This window comes from Streptomyces calvus, from assembly GCF_006782915.1.
GTDB lineage: Bacteria > Actinomycetota > Actinomycetes > Streptomycetales > Streptomycetaceae > Streptomyces > Streptomyces calvus.
In genome coordinates this window covers 39270-64987 of the sequence record NZ_VCNP01000008.1, presented here as the reverse complement: position 1 = coordinate 64987, position 25718 = coordinate 39270, and the positions used below count along the sequence as shown (strand labels likewise).

Annotated in this window: 22 protein-coding genes, 1 tRNA gene and 1 pseudogene; 16 read left to right on the top strand and 8 right to left on the bottom strand. The window is 74.2% G+C overall.

The genetic code is table 11. The features are described 5' to 3' along the window. Positions 1-4: 4 nt before the first annotated feature. The 5 genes from FGW31_RS03185 to FGW31_RS03165 all read left to right on the top strand — a co-directional run bounded on the left by FGW31_RS03185 (position 5) and on the right by FGW31_RS03165 (position 4690). On the top strand, positions 5-916 hold the full coding sequence (locus FGW31_RS03185) for an ATP-binding cassette domain-containing protein (RefSeq protein WP_142191769.1): 912 nt from the start codon (positions 5-7) through the stop codon (positions 914-916). A 1-nt stretch (position 917) separates the two neighbouring features. Further along, positions 918-1820, top strand: coding sequence for a sugar phosphate isomerase/epimerase family protein (locus FGW31_RS03180; protein WP_142191768.1), 903 nt, complete (start codon positions 918-920; stop codon positions 1818-1820). Positions 1821-1842: 22 nt separating this feature from the next. Next, positions 1843-2862: a Gfo/Idh/MocA family protein gene (locus tag FGW31_RS03175; protein WP_142191767.1), complete on the top strand. Its 1020-nt coding sequence runs from the start codon at positions 1843-1845 to the stop codon at positions 2860-2862. A 137-nt stretch (positions 2863-2999) separates the two neighbouring features. Next, the gene (locus FGW31_RS03170; protein ID WP_142191766.1) at positions 3000-3644 is read left to right on the top strand and encodes a hypothetical protein; all 645 of its coding nucleotides are present in this window, start codon (positions 3000-3002) and stop codon (positions 3642-3644) included. Next, complete coding sequence (locus FGW31_RS03165) at positions 3641-4690, top strand: hypothetical protein (protein ID WP_142191765.1); 1050 nt, start codon at positions 3641-3643, stop codon at positions 4688-4690. Before FGW31_RS03170 ends, FGW31_RS03165 begins: the two co-directional genes overlap by 4 nt. Positions 4691-4749: 59 nt before the next feature. Here the strand turns inward: FGW31_RS03165 and FGW31_RS03160 are convergent, their stop codons facing one another. From FGW31_RS03160 to FGW31_RS03150, 3 genes are all read right to left on the bottom strand, one after another. After that, on the bottom strand, positions 4750-5754 hold the full coding sequence (locus FGW31_RS03160; protein ID WP_142191764.1) for a Gfo/Idh/MocA family protein: 1005 nt from the start codon (positions 5752-5754) through the stop codon (positions 4750-4752). Positions 5755-5818: 64 nt separating this feature from the next. Continuing rightward, positions 5819-6595 carry an SDR family oxidoreductase gene (locus FGW31_RS03155; RefSeq protein ID WP_142191763.1) on the bottom strand — a complete coding sequence of 259 codons (777 nt, stop codon included), beginning with the start codon at positions 6593-6595 and terminating at the stop codon, positions 5819-5821. Between the two features lie 19 nt (positions 6596-6614). Further along, a complete protein-coding gene (locus tag FGW31_RS03150) occupies positions 6615-7790 on the bottom strand; it encodes a phytanoyl-CoA dioxygenase family protein (RefSeq protein WP_142191762.1) in 1176 nt (391 codons plus the stop codon). A gap of 108 nt (positions 7791-7898) precedes the next feature. On the opposite strand from FGW31_RS03150, the gene FGW31_RS03145 reads away from it, so the two are divergent. Beyond that, the gene (locus FGW31_RS03145) at positions 7899-8930 is read left to right on the top strand and encodes a LacI family DNA-binding transcriptional regulator (RefSeq protein WP_142191761.1); all 1032 of its coding nucleotides are present in this window, start codon (positions 7899-7901) and stop codon (positions 8928-8930) included. Here the strand turns inward: FGW31_RS03145 and FGW31_RS03140 are convergent. Further along, positions 8920-10071 carry a Gfo/Idh/MocA family protein gene (locus FGW31_RS03140; RefSeq protein ID WP_142191760.1) on the bottom strand — a complete coding sequence of 384 codons (1152 nt, stop codon included), beginning with the start codon at positions 10069-10071 and terminating at the stop codon, positions 8920-8922. The two genes, FGW31_RS03145 and FGW31_RS03140, sit on opposite strands and share 11 nt — an antisense overlap. A 208-nt stretch (positions 10072-10279) precedes the next feature. Between FGW31_RS03140 and FGW31_RS03135 the strand changes: the two genes are divergently transcribed. The 6 genes and pseudogenes from FGW31_RS03135 (at position 10280) to FGW31_RS03110 (ending at position 13955) form a co-directional block, all read left to right on the top strand. After that, complete coding sequence (locus tag FGW31_RS03135) at positions 10280-10930, top strand: GntR family transcriptional regulator (RefSeq protein WP_142191759.1); 651 nt, start codon at positions 10280-10282, stop codon at positions 10928-10930. Between the two features lie 47 nt (positions 10931-10977). Beyond that, positions 10978-11730, top strand: coding sequence for a PIG-L deacetylase family protein (locus tag FGW31_RS03130; RefSeq protein ID WP_142191758.1), 753 nt, complete (start codon positions 10978-10980; stop codon positions 11728-11730). Next, positions 11727-12434, top strand: coding sequence for a 4-carboxy-4-hydroxy-2-oxoadipate aldolase/oxaloacetate decarboxylase (locus tag FGW31_RS03125; protein WP_142191757.1), 708 nt, complete (start codon positions 11727-11729; stop codon positions 12432-12434). The genes FGW31_RS03130 and FGW31_RS03125 overlap by 4 nt, the downstream gene beginning before the upstream one ends. Beyond that, positions 12431-13531: a 4-oxalomesaconate tautomerase gene (locus FGW31_RS03120; RefSeq protein ID WP_233452361.1), complete on the top strand. Its 1101-nt coding sequence runs from the start codon at positions 12431-12433 to the stop codon at positions 13529-13531. Before FGW31_RS03125 ends, FGW31_RS03120 begins: the two co-directional genes overlap by 4 nt. Beyond that, positions 13512-13725: pseudogene (locus FGW31_RS03115) on the top strand (VOC family protein); the annotation flags it as partial. The gene FGW31_RS03120 and the pseudogene FGW31_RS03115, both read left to right, overlap by 20 nt. A gap of 35 nt (positions 13726-13760) precedes the next feature. Beyond that, a complete protein-coding gene (locus FGW31_RS03110) occupies positions 13761-13955 on the top strand; it encodes a hypothetical protein (protein ID WP_182674435.1) in 195 nt (64 codons plus the stop codon). 140 nt (positions 13956-14095) lie between these two features. Here the strand turns inward: FGW31_RS03110 and FGW31_RS03105 are convergent, their stop codons facing one another. Next, positions 14096-14674 (bottom strand): TetR/AcrR family transcriptional regulator, encoded by a 579-nt coding sequence (locus FGW31_RS03105; protein ID WP_142191756.1) that lies wholly within the window; start codon positions 14672-14674, stop codon positions 14096-14098. Positions 14675-15022: 348 nt separating this feature from the next. Between FGW31_RS03105 and FGW31_RS03100 the strand changes: the two genes are divergently transcribed. The 3 genes from FGW31_RS03100 (at position 15023) to FGW31_RS03090 (ending at position 18253) form a co-directional block, all read left to right on the top strand. Continuing rightward, the gene (locus FGW31_RS03100) at positions 15023-16459 is read left to right on the top strand and encodes an MFS transporter (RefSeq protein ID WP_142191755.1); all 1437 of its coding nucleotides are present in this window, start codon (positions 15023-15025) and stop codon (positions 16457-16459) included. 77 nt (positions 16460-16536) lie between these two features. Beyond that, positions 16537-16610: transfer RNA gene (locus tag FGW31_RS03095), tRNA-Pro, on the top strand. 194 nt (positions 16611-16804) lie between these two features. Then, the gene (locus tag FGW31_RS03090; RefSeq protein WP_142191754.1) at positions 16805-18253 is read left to right on the top strand and encodes a hypothetical protein; all 1449 of its coding nucleotides are present in this window, start codon (positions 16805-16807) and stop codon (positions 18251-18253) included. A 7-nt stretch (positions 18254-18260) separates the two neighbouring features. Here the strand turns inward: FGW31_RS03090 and FGW31_RS03085 are convergent, their stop codons facing one another. Together FGW31_RS03085 and absR1 are read right to left on the bottom strand one after the other, a co-directional pair. Next, positions 18261-19730 carry a hypothetical protein gene (locus FGW31_RS03085; RefSeq protein WP_142191753.1) on the bottom strand — a complete coding sequence of 490 codons (1470 nt, stop codon included), beginning with the start codon at positions 19728-19730 and terminating at the stop codon, positions 18261-18263. A 257-nt stretch (positions 19731-19987) separates the two neighbouring features. After that, positions 19988-21070 (bottom strand): beta-glucuronidase AbsR1, encoded by a 1083-nt coding sequence (absR1, locus tag FGW31_RS03080; RefSeq protein ID WP_142191752.1) that lies wholly within the window; start codon positions 21068-21070, stop codon positions 19988-19990. 95 nt (positions 21071-21165) lie between these two features. Between absR1 and FGW31_RS03075 the strand changes: the two genes are divergently transcribed. After that, on the top strand, positions 21166-22890 hold the full coding sequence (locus tag FGW31_RS03075; RefSeq protein ID WP_373303422.1) for a LuxR family transcriptional regulator AbsR2: 1725 nt from the start codon (positions 21166-21168) through the stop codon (positions 22888-22890). A gap of 182 nt (positions 22891-23072) precedes the next feature. Here FGW31_RS03075 and FGW31_RS03070 read toward each other — a convergent pair whose 3' ends face one another. Then, the gene (locus tag FGW31_RS03070; RefSeq protein ID WP_220510668.1) at positions 23073-25646 is read right to left on the bottom strand and encodes a CHAT domain-containing protein; all 2574 of its coding nucleotides are present in this window, start codon (positions 25644-25646) and stop codon (positions 23073-23075) included. Positions 25647-25718 lie beyond the last annotated feature (72 nt).

Sequence of the window (25718 nt, the reverse complement as noted above, 5' to 3'; positions counted from 1 at the left end):
CGCAATGACCGACAAGACCACCGGCAGCCACATCGCCGGCACCGAGGACACCGCGCCCGGCGGCGAGCACCCCCTGGTCGAGCTCCGCTCCGCCGGCAAGTCCTACGGCAACATCCGCGCCCTGCACGGCGTCGACCTCACCGTCCACCCCGGCAAGGTGACCTGCGTCCTCGGCGACAACGGCGCCGGCAAGTCCACCCTCATCAAGATCATCTCCGGGCTGCACCAGCACACCGAGGGCGAGTTCCTCGTCGATGGCGCACCCGTGCGCTTCTCCACCCCGCGCGAGGCCCTCGACAAGGGCATCGCCACCGTCTACCAGGACCTCGCGGTCGTCCCGCTGATGCCGGTCTGGCGGAACTTCTTCCTCGGCTCCGAGATGACCAAGGGCCCCTGGCCGCTGCGCCGCCTCGACATCGAGCGGATGAAGAAGACCGCCGACGAGGAACTGCGCAACATGGGCATCGTCCTGGACGACCTGGAGCAGCCCATCGGCACCCTCTCCGGCGGCCAGCGCCAGTGCGTCGCCATTGCGCGCGCGGTCTACTTCGGCGCCCGCGTGCTGATCCTGGACGAGCCCACGGCCGCCCTCGGCGTCAAGCAGTCCGGCGTGGTGCTGAAGTACATCGCCATGGCCCGCGACCGCGGCCTCGGCGTCATCTTCATCACCCACAATCCCCACCACGCCTACATGGTCGGCGACCACTTCAGCGTGCTGCGCCTCGGCACACTCGAACTGAGCGCCGCCCGCAGCGAGGTCGGCCTCGAGGAACTCACCAACCACATGGCGGGCGGCGCCGAACTGGCCGCCCTCAAGCACGAGCTGGCGCAGGTCGGCGGCGTCGACACCGAGGAACTGCCCGAGGAGGGCGACCTCCGGGCCCCCGCGGCCGCAACACCGGAAGGGAAGTCCTGACATGGCCCTCGCGCTCGACCGCATCCGGGTCGGCTCCGCCCCCGACTCCTGGGGCGTCTGGTTCCCCGACGACCCGCAGCAGGTGCCCTGGCAGCGCTTCCTCGACGAGGTCGCCGAGGCCGGCTACTCCTGGATCGAACTCGGCCCCTACGGTTACCTCCCGACCGACGCCGCCCGCCTCACCGACGAGGTGAGCCGGCGGAACCTCAAGGTCTCCGCCGGCACCATCTTCTGCGGCCTGCACCGCGGCCCGTCCGAGTGGGACAGCACCTGGGAGCAGGTCAGCCGGGTCGCCGCCCTCACCCGTGACATGGGCGCGAAGCACCTGGTGGTCATCCCGTCGTTCTGGCGCGACGACAAGACCGCCGAGATCCTCGAGGCCCCCGAGCTCACCACCGAGCAGTGGGGCCACCTCACCGGGGGCATGGAACGCCTCGGCCGCGAGGTGAAGGAGACGTACGGGCTCGACATCGTCGTCCACCCGCACGCCGACACCCACATCGACACCGAGGAACACGTCGAGCGCTTCCTCGACTCGACCGACTCCGACCTGGTCAACCTCTGCCTGGACACCGGCCACTACGCCTACTGCGGCGGCGACAGCGTCAAGCTGATCGAGACCTACGGCGAGCGCATCGGCTACCTGCACCTCAAGCAGGTCGACCCGGACATCCTCGCCGACGTGGTCAAGAACGAGGTCCCGTTCGGGCCGGCCGTGCAGCGCGGAGTGATGTGCGAACCGCCCGCCGGCGTGCCCGAGCTGGGACCGGTCCTCACGGCCGCGCAGAAGCTGGGCGTGGACCTGTTCGCGATCGTCGAGCAGGACATGTACCCGTGCGAGCCCGACAAGCCGCTGCCGATCGCCGTGCGCACGCGTCAGTTCCTGCGCTCCTGCGGCGCCTGACGGTCCCGAGGGGAGGCGAGAGATGAAACCGCGCGAGCCACTGCGCATCGCCGTCGTCGGCACCGGCCGCATGGGCGCCGACCACGTACGCCGGATCGACCGGGTCGTCAACGGCGCGCGGGTCACCGCCGTCGTGGACGTCGACGCCGAGCGCGCCAAGTCCGTGGCCGCGGGCGTCGACGGCTGCACCGCCCACACCGACCCGGCCGCCGCGATGGCGTCGGCCGACGTCGACGCCGTGCTCGTCGCCTCCCCGGGACCGGCCCACGAGGCCGCCCTGCTCGCCGCGTTCGAGCACGACCTGCCCGTCCTGTGCGAGAAGCCGCTCACCCCCGACGCGGCCTCCGCGCTGCGCGTCCTCGAAGCCGAACAGGCGCTCGGCCACCGCCGCGTCCAGGTGGGCTTCATGCGCCGCTACGACGCCGAGTACGTACGCCTGAAGGCCCTGCTGGACTCCGGTCGGCTGGGCCGCCCGCTGATGCTGCACAACCGGCACCGCAACGTCGCCAGCCCGCCCTTCTTCACCAGCGCGATGCTCATCAGCGACTCCGTGGCGCACGAGGTCGACGCCACCCGCTGGCTCCTCGGCCACGAGATCTCCGCCGTCACCGTCCTGCGCCCCACCCCCTCCTCCGGCGCCCCCGAGGGCCTGCGCGACCCGCAGTTCGTCCTCCTGGAGACCGACGGCGGCGCGATCTCCGACGTCGAGATCTTCGTCAACTGCGGCTTCGGCTACCAGGTGCAGGCCGAAGCGGTCTGCGAACGCGGCACCGCCCGCATCGGCGACGGCCACGCCCTGGTCACCCACACGGCCGGCCACTGGGGCGGCACCATCACCCAGGACTGGACCGAACGCTTCGCCCAGGCCTACGACGACGAGGTCCAGGCCTGGGTCGACAGCACCCGCCGCGGCGAGGTCGACGGCCCGAGCACCTGGGACGGTTACGCCGCCGCGGCCGTGTGCGAGGCCGGCGTGCGCGCGCTGGAGGAGGGCGGCCGGGTCGAGGTCGACCTCGTGGAGAAGCCGCCGCTGTACCGGTGAACGGGCGACGCCGTGGCGTGAGCGGAACCAACTCCCGGTGAGAGTGGGGGCTTTGCGCCGCCGTACGCCACGCCCTACCCTCGTGCCGTGCGCGCAGCCGGTGAGGACCCAGCGAACCGAAGCCCCCGGGAGATCCGGTGGAGGTGACGACGCTGCTCGTCCTCGGCGCCGCCGGAGGTGCGCTCAGGGGCCTGCTGGACGTCTACATCCGCTTCCTCGACTGGCAGGCGGACCGCAGGGCCCACCGCAGATCACCGCCGGAACAGGCGGACCCGCCACCGCGCTTCGCCGACCACTTCGACCCGGTCGGGGATTCCGTCGCCGCCGTGGTGCACAGCGCCATGGGCGCGGGAGCGGCGGTGCTCTTCGGCACCACGGGCCAGATCAGCGGCGCGTACGCGGCGCTGGTCGTGGGCATCTCCGCGCCGGTCATCCTGACGCAGCTGGGCCGCGTCCAGTCGGTCAGCGAGGCGCTGACCGGCCCGCCCGCCACCGAGGCGGCCATCGGCGCCGGCCCGCCGGGCACGGAGGCGGCGCCCGGCACCGTACCGTCACCCGCCGCGCCGCCCGAACCGCCCGGGCCCGCCGGAGCCGTCGGCACGGGCGCGCCCGACGGGCCCCGCTCGTCGGCGCGGTCCGCCGCCTCCGTACCGCAGCCGCCGCGCCCGCCGTCCCGAGGCGTGCCGGGGGACGGCGGCGACGGGGCCGACACCGCGGCCGGCGGTGCCGACCGGCCGCCGCTGACCCGCGGCCCGGCGCTGGGAGAGGAGGGCTCGACGTGACCGAGCGACCGTCCGTGTTCCGCCGGGCCGCCGCCGGTGTCGTCGGGGCGGGCGGTCCCGCGCACCGGCCGCCCACGATCGTCCAGCAGCGGCACCTCCCGCTCGGGCGGCGCCTGCTCGTCTCCCTCCTCGGCGTCCGGGTCCGCCCCGACCGGTCCGCTACCGCCCCCGCATCCGTACCGCAGGTGAGCGAACGGCGGCCTGGGGAGGCGGGCCTCGGCCCGCGCACCCTTCCGGATTCCGCCGTCCGTCCCGCGGAGCGGTACGCCGACCCCGCCGCCCTGCTGCGTGAGGACCGGATCGCGTACGAGCGGCTCCTCGACCAGGCGCTGACGTCCTTCGCCCACTCCTCGGAGCCCGCAGCCGGCCCGTGGCCAGGACCCGAGCAACTGCGCACCATGGCGCTCCAGGCCCGGGAGGTCGTCATGGCGGTGGCGGCAGCCGAGTACCAGCACTTCCTCCGGGTCAGGGCGGAGCGACTGCGGACGTCGGCGGGGATGTTCGGGTGGGGCGGGCCCGCCGATGCCCGGACACGACGGGTGGCTGCGGCGGGCGCGGCGAGCCCGCCGCCCGGCGCAGCCCGGCGACCGGCGCCCCAGCCCGTCCCGTACGCGCCTCGTGGCCGGGCGCGCCGGAAGTCCGTCCCGGCGGTGGCTGCCGTGCTGCTGGGGGCGGCAGCGGTGACGCTGCTGCTCCTCGCCCTGGGGCCGGCCGGCCTGGAACACGACCTCGCGCCGGGTCTGGTGACCGTCGGCCTGTGCCTCGCCTCGGCCACGGCCGGACTGGTCCTGGGCGCGCTGCTGCGGCGCCCGAGGCGACGGCACTACCGCCGCACCCTCCCCGCCGGGCGGAACGACGATCCGTACGCCGAGGTGGAGCGGGCCCGGCAGGCCTGGCTCACGGCCCTGCTGGAGCGCGGCATCCTGCCGTTCCTGCGGCAGGCGGCCGACGAGGCGGGCGGCCCGGCGGCGGAGCCGCCCCGCACCACCCGGGCACCGCACGCCGGTGACCGGGAGCCGCGCGAGCCGGGCCGCCCGCCCGAGTGATCCGGCCGGCGACCCGCCCGGACGGGACCGGGAGAGGCCGCGCGGCCGGGGACGGCCGCTCAGGCCCGGCGTACCTCCTCGACGGTCACCGGACGGTGCTCGTGCAGGGACAGGGTGCACGCCTCGGCGATCCAGCCGGCCTCCAGGGCGTCCGCGACGGTGCACGGCGAGGGCCGCGTACCCGCCACCACCTCGGTGAACGCGGTGAGTTCGGCACGGTAGGCGGCCGCGAAGCGGTCCATGAAGAAGTCGTGCGGGACGCCCGCCGGGAAGGCGACGCCCTGCTCCACCGACCGCAGCGGCAGCTTGTCCTCCAGGCCCACGGCGATGGAGTCGGTGAAGCCGTGGATCTCCATGCGCACGTCGTAACCGCGGGCGTTGTGGCGGCTGTTGGAGACCACCGCGATGGTGCCGTCGTCCAGGGTGAGGACCGCGCCGGTGGTGTCGGCGTCGCCCGCCTCCCTGATGTAGTCGGCGCCACGGTTGCCGCCGACGGCGTACACCTCGCTCACCTCGCGGCCGGTGACCCAGCGGATGATGTCGAAGTCGTGCACCGAGCAGTCGCGGAAGATGCCGCCGGAGGCGGCGATGTACGCGGCCGGCGGGGGCGCCGGGTCCAGCGTGGTCGAGCGGACGGTGTGCAGGGTGCCCAGCTCCCCGCTCCGCACGGCCGCCCGCGCGGCCACGAAGCCCGCGTCGAAGCGGCGGTTGTAGCCGATCTGGATCGGCACGTCGCGGCCCTCGACCGCCTCGAGGACCGCCACGCCCTCGGCCATCGTGCGGGCGACGGGCTTCTCGCAGAAGACCGGCACGCCGGCCTCCACGCAGGCGAGGATCAGCCCCGGGTGGGCGTCGGTCGCGGCGGCGACGACCACGCCGTCCACGCCGGCCGCGAGCACCGCCTCGGGCGAGTCGGCGACCTCGGCGCCGAACCGCTCCGCGGCGGCCTTCGCGGCATCCGCGAACGGATCGGAGACGACGAGGGACTCGACGGCGTCGAGCCGGGACAGGGTCTCGGCGTGGAAGGCGCCGATACGGCCGAGGCCGAGGATTCCGATGCGCATGGGGGACGGTGCTCCTTGCTTGCGGGTGTCGTACGAGCGGAGAGCGGAGACGGGGGAGGGTGCGTCAGTCGAGGCCGCCGAGGACGTTCTGGTCCCAGTCGATCACGGAGCCGGTGACCACGCCCGAGCGGTCGGACAGCAGCAGGACCACGAAGTCGGCGATCTCGTCCGGCTGGCCGAGCTTGCCCATCGGCAGCCGTGCCGCGGCCTGCTCGCGCCAGTCGTCCGCGGCGCCGTGGAAGGCGCGCTGGGTGGCGTCCTCGCCCTCGGTGGCGGTCCAGCCGATGTTCAGGCCGTTGATGCGGATCCGGTCCCAGCGGTGGGCGTGCGCCGCGTTGCGGGTCAGGCCGGCGAGCCCGGCCTTGGCGGCGACGTACGGCGCGAGGAACGGCTGACCGCCGTGCGCCGAGGAGGTGATGACGTTGACGATCGTGCCGGGCGCCTCGCGCCGCACCATGTCGGCGACCGCGGCCTGCATGGCGAAGAACGGGCCCTTGAGGTTGACGGCGATGTGCTGGTCGAACAGTTCGGGCGTGGTGTCGAGGAGCGTCCCGCGGGAGGTGAGGCCCGCGGAGTTCACCAGGCAGTCGACGCGGCCGTACGCCGTGACGACCTGCGCGACGGCATCCTTCGCCTGCTCCGCGTCCGCGAGGTCGGCCCGGACGAACACCGCCGTGCCGCCCGCGGCGGTCAGTTCCGCCACCAGCGCCTCGCCGGGTTCCGGGCGCCGCCCGGTGACGGCCACGACCGCGCCCTCACGGACCGCGGCCCGGGCGACGGCGGCCCCCACGCCCTGACTGCCGCCGTTGACGAGGACGACCTTGTCGTCGAGAAGTCCCATGACGTGTTCCGGTTTCCTTTCAGCTCTCGCGCCGCTGGGCGCCGGCCCGCAGTTCGTTGCGCAGGGTCCGCGCGGTCCATCCCTCGCGCAGCGCGCGGCGCACCAGGTCGGCCTGGGAGGGCGGGGCGAGGCCGTCGACCGGCGGGTCGTTGTCGAGGTTGGTGGGGAAGGGGTAGCCCTCGGCGCTCGCCGCGATCACGTTCTCCAGCCACCGCTCGTCTGCTCCCTCGGCCTTGCGGCCCAGGAGCACCGGGTAGACGGCGCCGGTGACCGCCTCGCGGTCCACCGTCTCCATCGCCCGCCCGAACGCGGAGGACACCTGGAGCAGGTTGGCCATGCGCCGGATGTCCGCCGAGCGGTTGGCGCCGGCGGCGTGGAACAGCGCCGGGTTGAAGAACACCGCGTCGCCCTTGGCCAGGGGGAGTTGCACGTGGTGCTCCTCGAAGTACGCACGGAACTCCGGGAGTCGCCAGGCGAGGTAGCCGGGCCCGTACTTCTGGGAGTGCGGCAGGTACAGCGTCGGCCCGGACTCGACGGGCATGTCGCAGTGCGCCACCGCGCCCTGGAGGGTGAGCACGGGGGAGAGGCGGTGCACGTGCGCCGGGTGGGCGGCGGCGACCTCGTTGGAGAGGAAACCGAGGTGGTAGTCGCGGTGCACGGTCTGCGCGGCGCCGCCCGGGTTGACCACGTTGACCTGGGAGGTGACCTGGTATCCGGGGCCCAGCCAGGCCGAGGAGACCAGGGCGATCACGTCGTTGGCGTAGTAGTCGGCGAACGCCTGCGGGTCGTACAGGGCGGCCTTCTCCAGGGCGTTCCACACCCGGTCGTTGGCGCCCGGCCTGGCGAAGTGGTCGCCGGCGGTGGCGCCCGAGGCGCGCTGCTCGGCGATCAGGGCGTCGAAGACGGCGGTGGTCCGGTCGACGACCGCCGGGTCGGGGAAGGCACCGCGGACGACCACGACGCCGGGGCCGTCGGCGAGGGCCCGCACCAACTCGGCCTGGACCTCCCGGCGGTCGGCGCGGGCGAGCCGGTCGGCGTCGTAGAGCAGCACGTTGCGCTCCACCGCCGAGGCGTGCGGGTGGGCGGCGAGGTCGGTCGACTGCTCGACCAGCGCGCGGAAGGCATCCAGGTCGCAGTCCCGCTCGGACAGCCAGGCGGCCGGCGCGGGGGTCTGCTGCGGAGTGGATACGGACATGAGGCCGTCCCTTCGGGTCACGGAGCGACGCGGCTCTGTCATTCTTGTCAGTACAAACCCCTCGAACAACCAGCAGGAAGCCATCAAAAACCCCTCAGGAGCCACCGCATGGGCCACCCCTTCCCGATCCGGGAAATCGCACGTCAGGCAGGGTTGAGCGAGGCCACGGTGGACCGGGTCCTCAACGGCAGGGGAGGGGTGCGGGAGAGCACCGCGCGCGAGGTGCACCGGGCCATCGCCGACCTCGACCGGCAGCGCACCCAGGTCCGTCTCGTCGGCCGGACGTTCATGCTGGACATCGTGATGCAGTCGCCGGAGCGGTTCTCCACCGCCGTCCGCACCGCCCTGGAGGCCGAACTGCCCTCCCTGCACCCGGCGGTGGTCCGCTCCCGCCACCACTTTCGCGAGACCGGCCCGGCCGCCGCACTGGTCGCGGTGCTCGACCGGATCCGCCGGCGCGGCTCGCAGGGAGTGATCCTCAAGGCGCCCGACGTGCCCGAGGTCACCGCCGCCGTCGGACGGCTCGCCGCGGCCGGCATTCCCGTGGTGACGCTGGTGACGGACCTGCCCGCGAGCGCTCGGATCGGGTACGTCGGCAGCGACAACCGGGCCGCCGGCGCGACCGCCGCCTACCTCATGGAGCAGTGGCTGGGCGAGCGGCCCGGCAACGTCCTCACCAGCCTCTCCAGCGGCTTCTTCCGCAACGAGGAGGAGCGCGAGATGGGCTTCCGCAGCGCCATGCGCGCCCGCCGGCCCGGGCGCACACTGGTCGAGATCACCGAGGGCCAGGGCCTGGACGCCACCCAGTACGACCTGGTCAGGGCCGCGCTGGAACGGGACCCGGAGATCCGGGCGGTCTACTCCATCGGCGGCGGCAACATCGCCACCCTGCGTGCCTTCGAGGACGCCGGGCGCGAGTGCGCCGTGTTCCTCGCGCACGACCTCGACCACGACAACACGCGACTGCTGCGCGAGCACCGGCTGTCCGCCGTGCTCCACCACGATCTCCGTCACGACCTGCGCGAGGCCTGCCACCTGGTGATGCGGGCCCACGGCGCGCTGCCGCCCGCGGGCCCCACCCTGCCGTCCGCGATCCAGGTCGTGACCCCCTACAACATGCCCGCCACGGCTACGGGGTGACCCAGGTGCCGCTCTGCGCGGACCGTGCCATCGCGTCCAGCACGGCCGCGCTGTGCACCGCGTCGGCGAGGGTCGCGCCGTGCGGGACGCCCTCGGCGACCGAGCGCAGGAAGCGGTACGCCTCGATCACCTTCAGGTCGTCGTAGCCCATGGCGTTCGCCGCGCCCGGCTGGAAGGCGCCGAACTCGCCGTGACCCGGGCCCACGTACACGGTGCTGACGGGCTGGTCCTGGTAGGTGGTGCCGCGGCTGACGCCGAGCTCGTTCATCCGGCGGAAGTCCCACAACACCGCGCCCTTGGTGCCGTGGACCTCGAAGCCGTAGTTGTTCTGCTCGCCCACCGACACCCGGCAGGCCTCCAGCACGCCCCGCGCGCCGGAGGCGAAGCGCAGCAGACAGCTGACGTAGTCCTCGTTCTCCACCGGGCCGAGTTCGCCGCCGGCCGCGCGGGCGTGGCCGGCCGTGGCGCCCGTCGGCCGGGCCCGCTCGGGCAGGAAGACGGCCGTGTCGGCGGTCAGCGAGGCGATGTCGCCGAGCAGGAAGCGGGCCAGGTCGGCGCCGTGCGAGGCCAGGTCGCCGAGGACTCCGCTGCCGCCGCGCTCCCGCTCGTAGCGCCAGGTCAGGGCGCCTTCCGGATGAGCCGCGTAGTCGCTGAACAGCCGGACGCGGACATGCGTGACGGTGCCGATCCCACCGGAGGCGATCAGGTCGCGGGCCGCCTCCACGGCGGGCGCGTTGCGGTAGTTGAAGCCGACCGCGCCCTGGACGCCTGCCTTGGCGACGGCGTCCGCGACGGCCTGGGCGTCCTCGACGCTCAGGCCCACCGGCTTCTCGATCCAGATGTGCTTGCCCGCCTCGGCCATCGCGACCCCGATCTCGCGGTGCAGGAAGTTCGGGGCGGTGATGCTGACGGCCTTCACCCGGGGATCGGCGGCCACCTCGCGCCAGTCGCGGGTGGTGGCGGCGAAGCCGAACTGCGCGGCGGCCTCCTCGGCCCGGCCCGGCACCTCCTCGGCGACCGCGACCAGCTCGGGCCGGACGGCCAGCTGCGGATAGTGGTGCCGCACGCGCGCGTACGCCTGGGTGTGCACCCGCCCCATCCAGCCGAATCCGACGACGGCGACACCCAGCGCATCCACCATGAAAAGCCTCTCTCCGGCCCGGTCCCTGTTCTGCCCGCTCACCTTCTGCGGGCACCCGGCGTCATGTCAACCGTTTGACAGGACAACCGCCCGGCAGTGCGGGCGTGAGCAGCCCGCCCACGCACGTCAGCAATATCGCGAACGAAATTGTTGACAATTTTGTCGGCTAGATTTACGTTCGACAGGCACTCACTCAGGGAGGGCGACCATGCCGAACCAATCCCGTCCGGGCACCGGGGAGCAGGCCAGACGGCTTGCGCTCGGGCAGCTCCGGGAGGCGATCCTGCGCGGCGAGATGGTGCCGGCGCAGCGGCTGGTGGAGAACGAACTCGCCGAACGGTTCGGCGTGACCCGGGCCAGCATCCGGGCCGCGCTGATCGAGCTGGAGTCGCAAGGGCTGGTGGAGCGGATCCGCAACCGCGGTTCACGGGTGCGGGTGGTGACCGTCGAGGAGGCGGTCGCCATCACCGAGTGCCGCCTGGTCCTCGAAGGACTCTGCGCGGCCAAGGCGGCCACCGCCGCCACCGACGAACAGCTCACGGAACTGACGCGGCTGGGCACGGCGATGCGCAAGGCCGTGGCCGACGGCGAACCGCTGACCTACTCGGAGCTCAACCACGAACTTCACGTCAGGATCCGCGAGTTCTCCGGCCAGCAGACGGCCGTGGCGCTCCTGGAGCGGCTCAACGCCCAACTGGTGCGCCACCGCTTCCAGCTGGCGCTGCGTCCGGGACGTCCGCAGCAATCCCTGAACGAGCACCTGGCCATGATCGAGGCGATCGTGGCCAGGGACCCGCAGGCGGCCGAGGCGGCCGTCCGCGCCCACCTCACCAGCGTGATCGAGGCACTGCGCGACTGAACCGCGCACCGAGGCGGGCGCCACCTGTCCACGAAGGAGAACGCAGCATGACCCACGGCAACGCGCCCGCCGCCACCCCACGATCGACGCTCGTCGTCACCGCGCACGCCGGCGACTTCGTCTGGCGTGCGGGCGGCGCCATCGCGCTCGCCGCCGCACGCGGGGAGAAGGCCACCATCGCGTGCCTCACCTTCGGCGAGCGCGGCGAGTCCGCCAAGGCCTGGCGGGAGGGCAGGAAGCTCGAGGAGATCAAGGCGATACGCCGGGAGGAGGCCGAGCAGGCCGCCGCCGCCCTCGGCGCCGAGGTCCGCTTCTTCGACGCCGGCGACTACCCGCTGACCGCCACGCCCGAGCTGACCGACCGGCTCGTCGAGGTCTACCGCGCCACCCAGCCCGACGTCGTGCTCACCCACCCCGTCGAGGACCCCTACAACGGCGACCACCCCGCCGCCAACCGCATGGCCCTGGAGGCCCGCGTCCTCGCCCAGGCCATCGGCTACCCCGGCCCCGGCGGGATCATCGGCGCCCCGCCGGTCTTCTACTTCGAGCCGCACCAGCCCGAGATGAGCGGCTTCCGGCCCGAAGTGCTCCTGGACATCACCGAGGTGTGGGAGACCAAGCGCAGGGCCATGGAGTGCCTGGCCGCCCAGCAGCACCTGTGGGACTACTACACCGACCTCGCCGTCCGCCGCGGCGTCCAGCTCAAGCGCAACGCCGGTCCCAACCTGGGCCTGCCGCACAGGACCATGGCCGAGGCGTTCATGCGGCCGTTCCCGCAGATCGCGAAGGAGCTGGCATGAGCGGCGTGATCGTCACCGACCCGCCGAAGGCCGCCGCCGAGGACGTGGAGGCGCTCGCCCGGTACGGGGTCGCCACCATCGGCGAGGCGATGGGCCGCACCGGTCTGCTCGGCCCGGGCATCCGGCCCGTCCAGCAGGGCGTACGCGTCGCCGGCACCGCGGTCACCGTGCTGTCCTGGCCCGGCGACAACCTGATGATCCACGCCGCCGTCGAGCAGTGCGGCGAGGGCGACATCCTGGTCGTCACCACCACCTCGCCGTCCACCGACGGCATGTTCGGCGAACTGTTCGCCACGGCACTCCAACGGCGCGGCGTGCGCGGCCTGGTCATCGACGCCGGCGTCCGCGACACCCAGGAACTGCGGGAGATGGGCTTCGCGGTCTGGTCCCGGGCCGTCAGCGCGCAGGGCACGGTCAAGGCCACCGGCGGCTCGGTCAACGTACCGGTCGTCGTGGACGGCCAGGTGGTCCACCCCGGCGACGTGATCGTCGCCGACGACGACGGCGTGGTCGTCGTCCCCCGCGCCCGGGCCCGGCGGACGGCCGAGGCGTCCGAGGCGCGGGAGCGGAAGGAGGCCGCCGCCAGGGCCGCCTTCGCCGAGGGCCGACTCGGCCTCGACCGCTACGGGTTGCGCGAGAAGCTGAGGCAACTGGGCGTGACCTACCAGCCGTACGAGGAGTACGCCGCCGGGGAGCGGCCGTGACCGCCTCCGCCGGGGTGCGCTGCACCCTGATGCGCGGCGGCACCTCCAAGGGCGCCTACTTCCTCGCCGGTGACCTGCCCGCCGACCCCGCCGCCCGCGACCGCCTGCTGCTGCGGATCATGGGCAGTCCCGACCCGCGCCAGATCGACGGCCTCGGCGGCGGCCACCCGCTGACCAGCAAGGTCGCCGTGGTGTCCGCCTCCGACGACCCGGACGCCGACGTCGACTACCTGTTCCTCCAGGTCGCCGTGGACGCGCCCGAGGTCACCGACCGGCAGAACTGCGGCAACCTCCTCGCCGGAGTGGGCCCGTTCGCCGTCGACCGCGGACTCGTGCCGGCCGGCGACCGACGGACCTCCGTGCGCATCCGCATGCTCAACACCGGTGAGCGCGCCGTCGCGGCCTTCCCGACCCCGGGCGGGCGCGTCGACCTCACCGGCGACACCGCGATCTCCGGCGTGCCGGGCACCGCCGCCGCGGTCGTCATCGAGTTCCCGCAGGCCGACAGCCCTCTGCTGCCCACCGGCAACGCCCGCGACACCGTCGCCGGCACCGAGGTGACGTGCGTCGACAACGGCATGCCGGTCGTGCTGGTCCCCGCCGCCGCACTCGACGTCACCGGCTACGAGAGCCCCGGCGACCTGGAGGCGGACCCGGAACTCGCCGCCCGGCTCGCGGAGGTCCGGTCGGCCGCCGGCCGGCTGATGGGCCTCGGCGACGTGGCGGGCACCACCGTGCCCAAACCGACCCTCGTCGCCCCGCCACGGGACGGCGGCGCGGTGACGACCCGCACCTTCATCCCGGTGCGCTGCCACACCGCCATCGGCGTCCTCGGCGCCGCGAGCGTGGCGGCGGGACTGCGCGTCCCGGGCGGCGTGGCCGAGGGCATCGCCGAACTCCCGGACGACGGCGGCCGGATCCGCGTGGAACACCCCACCGGATTCCTGGACATCGACGTCGACACGGAGTCCGACGGCACCGCGGTCACCGTCCGCCGCACCGCCGTCGTCAGAACCGCCCGCACGATCTTCGACGGCACCGTCTTCCCCCGGCCCGCCCCACGCCCCAGGGGCACCCGTGACTCCGCCGCTCGGTGACATCGCCCACGTCGGCCACGTCCAGCTGCTCACCTCCGACCCGGACGCGAGCGTCGCCCGCCTCCTGCACCGACTGCCTGGGGCCGACGGTCGGCGGCCAGGACGGCGACACCGTCCACCTGCGCACCTACGACGACTACGACGACTACGAGCACCACAGCCTGGTCCTCACCACCCGCGACCGGCCGGGCCTCGCAGCCGGGTGACGGCCGTCGGCCGGACCTCGGGCATGGGCCGCTTCGGCGCGGTCTTCGGGCCCCGGCTCGGCCGCCCGTTGCTCGCCGCGATCCACGGCGACCGGGGCTTCACGGCCTTCGCCCCGGCGGGCGCGGCGTCCACGCCGTTCATCGGGCTCGCCGCGCCGCGGACCTCGCGGTCCGGCCGACGCGCCGGCGCAGCGCGGCAGTCGGCCACCGCCGGCTGAGCACGCCGGCCCGCGCGGTGCCCCGCGTCCCGACGACGGGACACGGGGCACTCTGCTGTGCGGGTGCGGGTGCAGGTGCGGTGCGGGTGCGGGCGTGGAGTGCGCGTCGGCGCGGCGGCGCCGGGGAAGTGCGGGCCGGGTCAGCGTCCCGCGCGCACCCCGTCCAGGGCGATGGAGAGCACCCGGTCGCGCTGGGCGTCGTCGAGGAAGTTGGTCGCGGTGATCCCGGCCACCATCCGCAGCAGGTCGTCGAAGGCGATGTCGTCCCGGGCCCGTCCGGCCTCGCGCGCCCGCTCGAACAGCGGCCCGCCCGCCGCGTACATCGACTCCCGGCAGGCCAGGAAGATCTCCGACTCGCCGTCCAGCGCCTCCCGGATGGCCCGCTTGGTCACCGTGTAGTCCACGAACCGGTGCAGCCATGCCGTCAGCGCCTCCCACGGCTCCCGGTCGGCGACCTCCTCGGCGAACCGGCACAGGTCGTTCACCTCGCCCGCGTAGACGCTCTCGAAGAGGTGCCGACGGGTGGGGAAGTTGCGGTAGAGGGTGCCGATGCCGACACCGGCGCGGCGCGCGACGTCCTCCAGGGAGGCCTCCGCTCCGTGCTCGGCGAACGCCTCGCGGGCCGCGGCCAGCAGGGCGTCGTAGTTGCGGGCGGCGTCCTTGCGGTGCGGTCGCCGGGACGCCACGATCTCGCTGACGGGGAACGGCTGGGCGGTCACGGGTGGCCTCCGGGGCTGGGCTCGATTGAAACGGAGGGGTGCCTCCGCTACAGTGGAGGGGTACCTCCACTTTAGCAGTGAGGGGTGCGCCCGCCGTGGACGCGTGCGGCCGCACGCGTCACCGACGTACCGGCACCCCGTACCCCGTCCGCTCGTACCACCGCGTACGACCTTCCTCCACGGGCCCCGCACGTACGCGCCGCCCGTCCCGCACCGGCCGTTCCGCGGCCGCGTCCCCGCCCCCGGTGTGCCCGGTGCCGCCTCCGCGCACCGGCCCGCACCCGGCCGCGGCGGAACGCGGCCACGGGGGCGACGGCCGCACCCCGTCCGTATCCGGAGAGGTCCTCCATGCCCCGCACGTCCACACGCCTCACCTTCGCGGTCCTCGCGACCGGTGCCGGCGTGTTCTCCATGCTGCAGTCGCTGATCGCGCCGGCCCTGCCGACCGTGCAGCACGCGCTGCACACCTCGCAGTCCACCGTGACCTGGGTGATGACCGCGTACCTGCTGTCCGCCTCGGTGTTCACCCCGATCCTCGGCCGCGTCGGCGACCTGATCGGCCGCAAACGCACCCTCGTCGGCGTCCTGGCCGCCGTCGCGGTCGGCTGTCTGCTCGCCGCGCTCGCCCCGAACATCGGTGTCCTCGTCGTCGCCCGGGTCGTCCAGGGCGTCGGCGGCGCCCTGCTCCCGCTCTCCTTCGGCATCATCCGCGACGAGTTCGGGGCGTTGGAGGTCAGCGCCCGCATCGCCGGTCTGTCCGCCGTGATCGCCGCAGGCGGAGGCGTCGGCATGGTCGCCGCCGGCCCGATCGTCACCGCCCTCGACTACCGCTGGCTGTTCTGGATCCCGGTCGCCGTCGTCGTCGTGACCCTGCTGATCGCCGTGCGCCACGTGCCGGAATCCCCCCGGCGCGCCGAGGGCGGCGTCAGCTGGACGGGCGCCGTCCTGCTGTCGGCGTGGCTGGTGGCCCTGCTGCTGCCGCTCAGCCAGGCCGGCGCCTGGGGCTGGGGATCCGGCCGCGTCCTCGGTCTGCTGGGCGCCGCCGTGGTGCTGTTCGCGCTGTGGCTGTACGCCGAGTCCCGCTCCCGCGACCCGCTGATCGACCTGCGCGTGATGCGGCAGCCCGCGGTGTGGACCACCAACACCGCCGCGCTGCTCTTCGGGGCCGGCATGTACGGCATCTGGTCCTTCCTGCCCGGCTTCGTCCAGACCCCGCACTCCGCGGGCTACGGCTTCGGCGCGAGCGTCACCACCGCCGGCCTGCTGATGCTGCCGATGCTGATCGCGATGTTCCTCTCCGGTGTGCTCAGCGGCCGGCTGGAGCCCGTCCTCGGCGCCAAGACGCTCCTGACGGCCGGTGCCGCGCTCGGCTCGCTCGCCTGCGCCGTCCTCGCCCTCTGGCACGACCGGCCGTGGCAGATCGCCCTCGCCGCGGGGGTGTTCGGGCTCGGCATCGGACTGGCCTTCGCCGCCATGGCCAACCTCATCGTCGGCAGTGTGCCGGCCGGCCAGACCGGCGCCGCGACCGGCATGAACGCCAACATCCGCACCATCGGCGGCTCCATCGGCGCCGCCGTCACCAGCGTCCTGGTCACCGGTCGGCTCCAGCCCTCGGGACTGCCCCACGAGTCCGGCTACACCCAGGGCTTCGTCCTGCTGGCCGTGCTGTGCCTGGCGGCGGCCGGCGCCGCCCTGCTGGTCCCCGCCCGGCGCGCCGCACGCCTCGCGTCCGCCGCCCCTGTCACGGGCACTCCGGAACCGGCCGCCCCGGCCGCCCGGAGCTGACCCGCCGTCCCGGCACCACCGCGCGGATGAGGTAGGGTTGACCTGCGTGATCACGCGGTTCACCGCGCGGTGCGCAACGGGACGTGGCGCAGCTTGGTAGCGCACTTGACTGGGGGTCAAGGGGTCGCAGGTTCAAATCCTGTCGTCCCGACTCGTGAGAGTCGTGGATCAGGGCCGTTCCGGAGCAGTCCGGAACGGCCCTGATCGTTTTTCGCGGGCCCTTTCACGGTGCGGGCCCACCGCTCGGGGTCCGTGCACCGCCGGGTCGCCGCGGCGGGTGGCCGCCGGAGCCGAACGGGGGAGCCCCGCATGCGGCGTGCCGGGCGCGGCCCGAGCCTGGGCCCCATGAGTATCCGTCCCTGGGTGGTGGTCGAGGCTCCGGACAGCCGTGGTCTGCGCACGGTCGTCGTGGGCGGCGAGCGGGTCGGCGGCGTCTGGTCGTTGCCCCAACTGCGCCGGACGCTCGTCCGCCTCGGCTATCCCGAGGACCTGGACCTGGACGACCCGGTGGCCGTGCAGTGGCGCGGCGGGGACAGCGGAACCTGGCCCGACCGCACCCGGCGGCGACGTGCGACCGCCGCGCTGATGACGGCCGGAATGCTCGCGTCCATGGTCCTCGGCGTCGTCATCGGATGGCCCGACGCCCTCGGCGCCCTGACCTTCGCCCAGCGCATCACCGGGGCCCTGTTCGTCCTGTCCGCGGCGGTACAGGGCGCGGCGGTCGTCGCGGGCCTCGACCACTGGGGGAAACGGCAGGTCAAGGGGTCCGGAGCGGTGGTCCTGCTCGGAGTGCTGATCGCGTTCGCCACGGACAGCCTCCTGCTCTTCGTATGGGCCGACGAACGGGAGTTCACGCCCTTCCTGCTGCTCTTCCTGCCGCTGTGGTGCTGGTCCGTGTGGGCGCTCTGGCTGCTCGTCCGCGAGAGGGCCTGGCGAGGCATGCGGCGGCCCAGGACCTTCGCGGCCGGGGTCGTCGTGACGGCGCTCCTGACCGCGGTGAGCCTGGCGTACTCGACCATGTACCAGCCCGCGGCGGCCCCCATGCACTTCGTCCTGCGGGCGGAGTTCGGCGCGGCACGGGCCGACGCCGTGCGGCCGTTCGTGCACGTCCCGCTGAAGCTGTACGTGAAGAACGCGGGAGGCATCCCGGTGTACGTCATCAACAACGACTACACGGTCCACGGTCGCACCACCGCGTACTCCGACGGCGCGAACCGCCTGGAGGAGTGGCGCAGGAGCCTGGACGAGCGGCGCGCGGAGGACGCCGAACGCTACGTCGACGGGCTGAACTTCACCAGGATCAGCAGCGGACGCCCACACCGTCCGGGTGACTGGCTAGACGTCGGGCAGGAGTTCACCAAGGAGCAGGTGTTCCAGGTCCCGGTCGACACCGACTTCGACACGATCAGCGTCGTCCTGCAGATCACCTACATGAGGAAGGACCGGGGGAAACTCGACGTGGAGGAGTTCCGGCGGCCGCACCGGTCGTGGGACCGGGCGGAAGGACGCTACTACTGCCGGCCGGAGAAGTGCGGTGAGGAGTTCTACTACCACGGCCGGGTGCGGCACAACAACAACCTGGTCAACCTGACGCGGAAGCCCCGGTACGTGACGGCGGTGTGGTCCCCCGGGGGCAGACCGATCTACACCATCTCCACCTTCCACTTCACGGGCGGGGTGGCGCGTTCCGAGGAGGAGAGGGACGTGGCGCGCTACGGTGCCGCGACGGCGTACGCCGACGTGGAGGTGCCCGTCGCGGAACTGCTGAGATCCGCCGGGGCGGACACCGGCTGACGTGTTCCTACGCCAGCTCCTGGCCCTTGTCGACCCAGGTTCCGGCCCGGACTCCCTGCTCGTCGAGGAGCACGGCCGACCGCAGGCAGTGGAGCCCCGGCATGCCGAGGGTCCCGAACAACTGGCGGGCCGGTATGAAATCGGCGAGTTCGGGCACGAGTCGCGCGATGCCGAACGGGGCACGGTCGAAGCTGTTGTTCTTCAACTGGGCCTGCACGTCCAGCGATCCGTCGCCGGACTGCCGGGACTTCCAGTAGTCCTTCACTCCTTCGCCGTTCCACTTGTCGGGAGTCAGATGCGCCAGGAACCCGATGAGCTTCGGCTCGGGAACGTACGAGAACGCGGCGTTGGCGCAGACCTCGGCCGCCTTGCCGAGCGGGACGTCCGGCAGCCCCTGCGTGGCCGCGATCTTCTCCAACTGCCGTTGCAGCCGATCGATCTGCTCGGCCAGCTTCTTCTGCGCCCTGTCCCGGTCCTCCTGCGACACCCTGGGGTCGGTGGACTTGTCCAGCGACTCGGCGGCCTCACCCGCTGACTCCGCCAGGCTCTGACGGTCCCCGCCGGAGGTGTCGGACCTGGTGATCGTGCCGTACACGGTGATCAGCGTCCGCTGATGGCCCCGACTCCTGCCGGGAGGGCCGCTCGGCGCCGCCTTCACGCCGGGACTCGGGCGCGCGGCGGCCGTGTTCAGGCTGCCCGTTCCGCCGGCCAGCAGGTCCCGCAGCTGTTGCGGCGTCCCCGGGTCGGCGATCAGCTCCAGGACGGACGCCGACCCCTGCAGGGTGAGCACGGTCATGGCCCGCTGCTCCTCCGGCACGCCCGGGTCACTGACCGCATCCAGCCCCGATGCCACCTGCTGCACGATGTCGGTCAGCTGTTCCCGGACCGCGGCCGGTGTCCCGGGAGCGTTGATCGCCTCCAGCGCGGCGGCGACGTGCCCGGCGCAGCCGATGATGCCGTCCCTGTCCTGCGGCGACGTCTCCGGGGCCTGCGACCGCTCCAGGACGGAGGTCAACTGCGCCACGGACGGCTTCAGTTCGTCGGGTGCCCGGGCCGCCATGCGGTTCAGCCGCGCGGTCACCGCCTCGGCCTCCTCCCGCTGCTCCGTCACGGCATCCGGCTCGGTCCGGTCCGGCTGCTCGCCGGGACCGGACGTCTGGCCGGTCTCCGGCGTGCCGTCCGGCCCCGTCGTGTCGTCCGAGTCGGTGGGCGGAGACGTCTGCGGTCCCGTCGTGTCGCTCGGCGGGGACGTCTGCGGGTCGCCCGGCGTCGAAGTAGGAGTAGGAGTCGGCGTCGGTGTCGGCGAGGGAGTGGGCGTCGGCGGAGGCGTCGTCCCGGCGGGCACACCGACCGCGGCCCGCTCGCCGGTGTCGGGTGACGCCACGGCAGCGGCCGGCGCCGCGGTCAACGCGAGAGCCGTGGCCACGACGGCCGCGCCGGCCGTACGGGAGGGATGTCGCCGAGGGGTTCTGGCCATGATGGTTCCGGATGAGAGTCGCGATGTACCACGCGTCCATGGCGGGCCCGGCCCTTGCCCTCAGTCTTCACCCGCGCGGTAGGGCCCGCAACGTGGGCATCCGACGGCACCGGTGGCGGGCACAGGCCGCCGGAGCGGTCGGTGCGCGCTCCGGCCCGCGCGCCGCGGGCCGGGGACGTCTCCCTCCCCCGAAGGCGACGTCCCCGGCCCTTCCCCCGGCGCCGGACTGTGGCTCGGACTTCGGCCGGCCCGTGCCGTCACCAGCACATGACCGCCGTCTCGCCCGGACCCCACGCGGAGTACAGGCGGACACGGACGTAATAGCGGCGGCCCTTGACGAGCCGGGCCGCGACCGTGGCGTTGACAGGAGTTCCCCCGTCGTCGTGGCCGGCGAGGAAGCGGGGCTCCCCGTCCCGCTCCTCGAAGAGCGCCAGCACCCGGTCGGCGTCACCGAAGGTGCCCACCGTGTACACGCGCGTCTCCGGCGGGTCGACACGGAAGTCCGCCTGCTCGCCGGGGGCGAGGCCCAGCGGCACCGAGCGGAACGGCAGCAGCGCGGGCGGGCGCGGATCGGCGGGCGGGTACCGGCGCAGCACGAACTCCTTGTCCGCCGCGGACAGCCCACCGGGCGGGTGCACACCCCCGCGGTACTGCTCCGGCTCCAGTATCAGCCCCGGCGGCACCGCGTACTGCATGATCGACTGCGGGTCCCAGACGGACCCGTTGACCTCGTCCGGGCCCAGTCTGCGCAGCACGTTGCGGTACGTCCGGTCCCGGCTCCAGTGGTTCGGCGGCCCCGCCAGCTCCGCGTACACCGCCTCGTCGTCCCAGTGCAGACCGGCGTACGGGCTCTGGTGCTCGTGCAGCATGCCCAGCGCGTGCCCGATCTGGTGCAGGGCCGTCGCCCGTTCCCCCGGCGCGGTCAGGTCCCAGCCGAAGTTCATGGTGCGGTCGTGCACGCCGATGCCCAGCGCGTCACGGCCCACGGCGGACCAGGAACCGTCTCCGACCTGGAACCCGATGCGCAGCTCCGCCTCCGTGCGGTCACGGACCTCGGTGAACGTCAGGCCGAAGCCGAGCCCCTGCCACTCCTCGAAGCACTCGCGCACCACGTCCTGCTGCTCCTTGGAGCCGCCCCAGGGGACCCAGCGGGTCCGCCCCGTGCCCGGGACGGCGATCTCCGAGCCGGCCTTGTCGCCGGTGAAGAAGCAGTAGTGCAGCACCGTGCCGTTGACCCACAGCCGCCGCCCGGCGGCCAGCGCGCCGAGGCGCTCGGCGGCCAGGCCCGGCGCGAACGCGGGGGCCGGCTGCCGCGGCAGCGAGCAGTAGCGAGCGGTCATGCACCACAGCCTGCCGTGCCGACGGCACGGCCGCCTGAGTCGGGGTCTGCTCAAGCGGCCCTGTATCAAGTCTGAGTAGCCCTGCTCCTGTTGTCGTGACGACATTGCGACGGGATGCCACCGAGCCGTACGAGAAGCACGCGACGCCCCTGCGGTCGCCCTGGCCGTTCACCGGCCGGGAGAACGAACTCGACCTGGTCCGCCACTCGTTGAGCGGCGCCCGGCGCGGCCTGGTGGTGACCGGGCCGGCCGGCCGGGGCAAGACCCGGCTGGTCACCGAGGCCGTCCGCGGCACCGACTGCGCCCGGGTCACCGGAACACCGCGCACCCGGCACCTCCCGTTCGCCGCCTTCGCCCACCTGCTGCCCGGACCCGGCACGCTCCACCAGGCGCTCGGCCGGCTCGCCGGTGTGCGGACGCTGCTGGTCGACGACGCCCATCTGCTCGACGACTCCTCCGCCGCCCTGGTCCACCAGCTCGCCGTGCACGGACGCACCCGGCTGCTGGTCGTCGTCACCGACGGCGAGCCCGTCCCGCCGGCCGTCTCCCGGCTGTGGACGGGTGAACTCCTGCCCCGGCTGGCCCTGCCGCCGCTGCCCCGGGAGGACACCGTGCGGCTGCTGTCCGCCGGCCCGGACGACACCCCCGAACCGCTCACCGCGAACCGGCTGCACCGCCTGTGCGACGGGGACCTGCGGCTGCTGCGGGAACTCCTGGACGCCGTCCGCGTCGACGGGCGGCCCGCCCATGCGCCGGGCACCTGGACCTGGCGGGGCCCGGTGCCGCTGACGGCGGCGGTGCGCGAACGCACCGCGGACGTCCTGGACCGCACCGGACCCGAGGAGCGGGACACCCTCGACCGCCTGGCCTTCGCCGAACCCCTGCCGCTCGACCCGGACGACCTCGACCTCACCGCGCTGGAACGCCTGGAGGGCGACTCACTGGTCCACGTCGACGACCACGGCGGCGTCCGCCTGGCCCACCCCCTGCACGGCCCGGTGCTGCGGGCCGCCGCCGGACGGCTGCGCGCCCGCCGGCTCGCCCGCCCGCCGGCCGCGTGCGCCGCCGAACTGGACGCCGAGGCGGCGGAGCTGACCCGCCGCATCGAACGGGCCGACGTGACGGAGGTGCCGGCACCCGTGGGGGACTGGCTGGTGGCGGAAGGGGCGCCGGTCCCGGCCGGGTACGCCGCCCTGCGCGCCCGGTACGCGCGCCTGCGCGGCGAACTGCGGGAGTCGGCCGCCTGGGCCCGCGAGGGCCTGCGCACCGCGCCCGCCGACCCGTCCTGCCGCACGGAACTCGGCCGCGCCGACGGGACTCCCGAGGCGGGCGGCGACGCCTACGACGCGGTACGCCTCGGCACGCCCGAACGGGCCGCCGGCCGGCTCACCGGCGTCTTCGCCGACCACGCCGACGCGGCCGCCCGCGCCGACGGGCCCGCCCTGGACCGGGTGGCCGAGGAGCTGCGGCGGCGCGGGTTCCTGCTGTTCGCCGCCGAAGCGCACGCCCAGGCCGTACCGGTCCATCGGGAACCGCACGCCGCCCGCACCGCCCGCACCCGCGCCGTCGCGCTCGCCCGCCGCTGCCAGGGCGCCCGTACACCGGCGCTCGCGGGGCTGGTCATGGGCGAACTCACCGCACGCCAGCGGCAGATCGTCACCCTCGCGGCGGCCGGACTCAGCAACCGTCAGATCGCGGAACGCCTCACCCTGTCCGTCCGCACCGTCGGCAACCACCTGCACGGCGCCTACACCCGCCTCGGCACCGACCGCACCGCCCTGCCCCACCTGACCACCCTGCCCGACCACCAGCCGGCCTGACCCGCACCACGCCTCCCGGCGTCCATCACCGGCCCGCGTCCGCCTCGCCGCGGAACCCCGACACCACCCACCGGAACCGCGCACCCGTCGGGCGCACATGCGCAACACCGGCGTCTGCGCATGAGCAGCACCGGCGTCTGCGCATGCGCAACACCGGCGTCAGGGCCGACGCCACACCGCCATCAGGCCGCGCCGAACGCCGTGAAGGCCCAGCCCGTGGCACGGTGCAGGGCGTCCGACGGGAGGGTGGCGCGGGCGTCGCGGAGGGACTCGGCCAGGGAGAGACCGGCGTCGATCCCCTTGTGCAGCGCCAGCATCAGCGGGACCACCGCGGCGTCGTTAACCGGCGCGCTGCACGCCACCACACCCGCCGTGCCCAGCGGCAGCAACGCGGTGACCAGACCGAGCAGTTCGTCCGCGCCGACGGTCGCGAACCGGGCGGTGTCGCAGCAGGACAGGATGATCCGGTACGGGCTGCGGTCCAGCCGTTCGAAGTCGTGCACGATCAGCGGCCCGTCCGCCATCCGCAGCGACGAGAACAACGGACCGTCCGCCCGGAATGCCCCGTGCGCGGCGATGTGGGCGAGCGCGGCTCCGTCCAGCTCCGCCAGCACGCGCGGCACCGACGCGTCGTCGTACTCCAGCACCGTCGCGCCGCCGTAACGGTCGGCCAGTTCGGGCACCTCCGCGCCTCCGGTGGCCAGGCCCGGGCCGCGCACCAGCACCTGCCGGCCGCCGGGCGGCGGAGCCGTCTCCCGCGCCCGCAGCCAGCTGCTCGCCGACGGCGACACGCTCAGCACCCGCTCCCGCAGCGACGGCAGCAGCGCCCACGGCACGCGGTGCAGCCGCCCCGGCGGCACGATCACCACCGGACCGTCCCCGAGGTGCGCCGCCGCCGGACCCAGCAGCAGCTCCTCCAGCCGCCGCCCCGCGGCCTCCACCACCGGCAGCCGCGCCTGGGCCCCCGGGTGCGCCAGCCGCCGCAGTCCCGCCTGCACGTGCTCGGCCTCGGTCTCCGCCGCCGCCAGCGGCCCCGCCTCGAACCGCCGCACCCGCCCCTGCCCGCACAGCAGCACCTGCACCCGCCCGTCCAGCACCGCGAGCGCCACCAGCTGCCCGCCGCCGCTGTCGTCCAGCCGCGCCAGCAGCCGGGCCACGTCGAAACGGTCACCGCCGTCGGGTGCCGCGCCGCGCATGTGCAGTGTCCGGGAGCGGATCTCCCGCTCCAGGCGCCGCTGCTCCCGCTCCAGCGCGGGCACCGGCTTGCCCTCCTGGCGGGCCTCCTCCGCGCGGGCGGCGATCTCGCGGTACGCGGTCATGCCGCTGAGCAGGGCGGGGTCGGCGGGCGGCCGGGTCGGCGGGGCGGACAGCGCGGTGGCCCGCCAGCGTTCGCTCCACACCAGCAGCCGCCGCGGCCCGCCCGAGGCCAGGCTGGCCCGCTGGGCGAGCGCGGCCAGCTCCGCACCCTGCGCGGTGGCGCGGGCCCGCAGCTCCGAGGCGCCCAGCGTCATCCGGTGGTCGTCCAGGACGTCGAGACCGCGCCGGCACGCCTCCAGCACCCCGCGCGGGGAACCGGCGGCCCGCGCCCGCAGCGCCTGCGCCGCCCAGCCGGTCATCCGCGCCAGCGGCGGCCCGACGCGCCTGCTGCGCGCGGCGACCGCCAGATGCCGTTCCGCGTCCGCCGTCCAGCCGAGGTCCAGCGCGATCCGGCCGGCCAGCAGGGACGCCTCGGGCGCCGCCGGAGCGCCGAGCGCGACCAGCTTCTCCGCGACCGCCGCCGCGTCCGCGACCAGCCGGCCCGAACCGCGCCCGGCCGCGTGCCGGGCCTCGATCAGCACCAGCCGCGCGTGCGTCTCCCACCAGGCGCGCCGCTGCCCGGCGAACAGCCGCACGGCGAGCGCCGCGCGGGCGATGGCCGTCTGCGGATCGTCCGCCAGCCGGGCCGCCCGCGCGGCCGCCAGCAGCAGCTCCGCCTTGCGCGTGGACTGCCCGCCGATGCCGTCCAGGGCCCTGATCGCCGCGTCCGCCTCGGCCAGCGCCTCGGCGGGCAGCCCGGCCGCCATCAACACCTCGCAGCGGCGGATGTTCAGCATGAACGTCGGCGTGCCGAGCTTGGCGTACCGCTCCTCCGCCTCGTCGAGCAGCCGCAGCGCCGCCGGGATGTCGCCCGAGCGGAACGCGGCCAGCCCCCGGCTCTCCACGGCGTCCGCCTTGTCGTGCTCCTGGCCGGTGGTGTCCCACAGCGCCTCCGCCGCCGTGAAGTCGGCGTCCGCCCGCTCCACCGCGCCCAGCGCCAGGTGGACCGTGGCCCGCAGGGTCAGCGCGCGCGCCGTCCAGATCACGTCCTCGGCCTGCCGCAGCACGGGAATGGCCCGCCGTACGTCGTCCAGGGCCTCCTTGTGGTGGCCCAGCACCCACCACGCGTACGCCCGGCGGAACAGCACCCGCGCGCGGGTGTGCCCCGTGCCGCGCTCCACACCCCGGCGCAGCGCGTCCATGCCCTGCCGGGTGCGCCCCGCGTGCACCAACGCGACCCCGAGCGTGGCGAGGACGTCCGCCTCCCGCTCGGCGGAGTCCGCGCGTGCCGCCCACGCACGGGCCCGCCGCAGATGGCTCAGGGCGAGCCGCATGTCCCCGAAGTCCCGCTGCCAGATGCCGATCACCTGATGGGCGACGGAGGCGTGCAGGGCCGGGGGACGGTCACCCAGCACCTCTTCCGCCCTCGCCAGGGCCTCACCGGGGGCGGCGAACACCATCGGCAGCAGTTCCAGCACCGTGTCGCTTCCCGCTGTCACCCCACGATCGTAGTGGTCCGCAACCACACCCCA

What these genes read in the sequence shown, in the direction of transcription:
- FGW31_RS03185 (WP_142191769.1), top strand. Translation starts at nt 5, where the DNA reads ATGACCGACAAGACCACCGGCAGCCACATCGCCGGCACCGAGGACACC.
- FGW31_RS03180 (WP_142191768.1), top strand. Translation starts at nt 918, where the DNA reads ATGGCCCTCGCGCTCGACCGCATCCGGGTCGGCTCCGCCCCCGACTCC.
- FGW31_RS03175 (WP_142191767.1), top strand. Translation starts at nt 1,843, where the DNA reads ATGAAACCGCGCGAGCCACTGCGCATCGCCGTCGTCGGCACCGGCCGC.
- FGW31_RS03160 (WP_142191764.1), bottom strand. Translation starts at nt 5,754, where the DNA reads ATGCGCATCGGAATCCTCGGCCTCGGCCGTATCGGCGCCTTCCACGCC.
- FGW31_RS03155 (WP_142191763.1), bottom strand. Translation starts at nt 6,595, where the DNA reads ATGGGACTTCTCGACGACAAGGTCGTCCTCGTCAACGGCGGCAGTCAG.
- FGW31_RS03150 (WP_142191762.1), bottom strand. Translation starts at nt 7,790, where the DNA reads ATGTCCGTATCCACTCCGCAGCAGACCCCCGCGCCGGCCGCCTGGCTG.
- FGW31_RS03145 (WP_142191761.1), top strand. Translation starts at nt 7,899, where the DNA reads ATGGGCCACCCCTTCCCGATCCGGGAAATCGCACGTCAGGCAGGGTTG.
- FGW31_RS03140 (WP_142191760.1), bottom strand. Translation starts at nt 10,071, where the DNA reads ATGGTGGATGCGCTGGGTGTCGCCGTCGTCGGATTCGGCTGGATGGGG.
- FGW31_RS03135 (WP_142191759.1), top strand. Translation starts at nt 10,280, where the DNA reads ATGCCGAACCAATCCCGTCCGGGCACCGGGGAGCAGGCCAGACGGCTT.
- FGW31_RS03130 (WP_142191758.1), top strand. Translation starts at nt 10,978, where the DNA reads ATGACCCACGGCAACGCGCCCGCCGCCACCCCACGATCGACGCTCGTC.
- FGW31_RS03125 (WP_142191757.1), top strand. Translation starts at nt 11,727, where the DNA reads ATGAGCGGCGTGATCGTCACCGACCCGCCGAAGGCCGCCGCCGAGGAC.
- FGW31_RS03110 (WP_182674435.1), top strand. Translation starts at nt 13,761, where the DNA reads ATGGGCCGCTTCGGCGCGGTCTTCGGGCCCCGGCTCGGCCGCCCGTTG.
- FGW31_RS03100 (WP_142191755.1), top strand. Translation starts at nt 15,023, where the DNA reads ATGCCCCGCACGTCCACACGCCTCACCTTCGCGGTCCTCGCGACCGGT.
- FGW31_RS03090 (WP_142191754.1), top strand. Translation starts at nt 16,805, where the DNA reads ATGAGTATCCGTCCCTGGGTGGTGGTCGAGGCTCCGGACAGCCGTGGT.
- FGW31_RS03085 (WP_142191753.1), bottom strand. Translation starts at nt 19,730, where the DNA reads ATGGCCAGAACCCCTCGGCGACATCCCTCCCGTACGGCCGGCGCGGCC.
- absR1 (WP_142191752.1), bottom strand. Translation starts at nt 21,070, where the DNA reads ATGACCGCTCGCTACTGCTCGCTGCCGCGGCAGCCGGCCCCCGCGTTC.
- FGW31_RS03070 (WP_220510668.1), bottom strand. Translation starts at nt 25,646, where the DNA reads ATGGTGTTCGCCGCCCCCGGTGAGGCCCTGGCGAGGGCGGAAGAGGTG.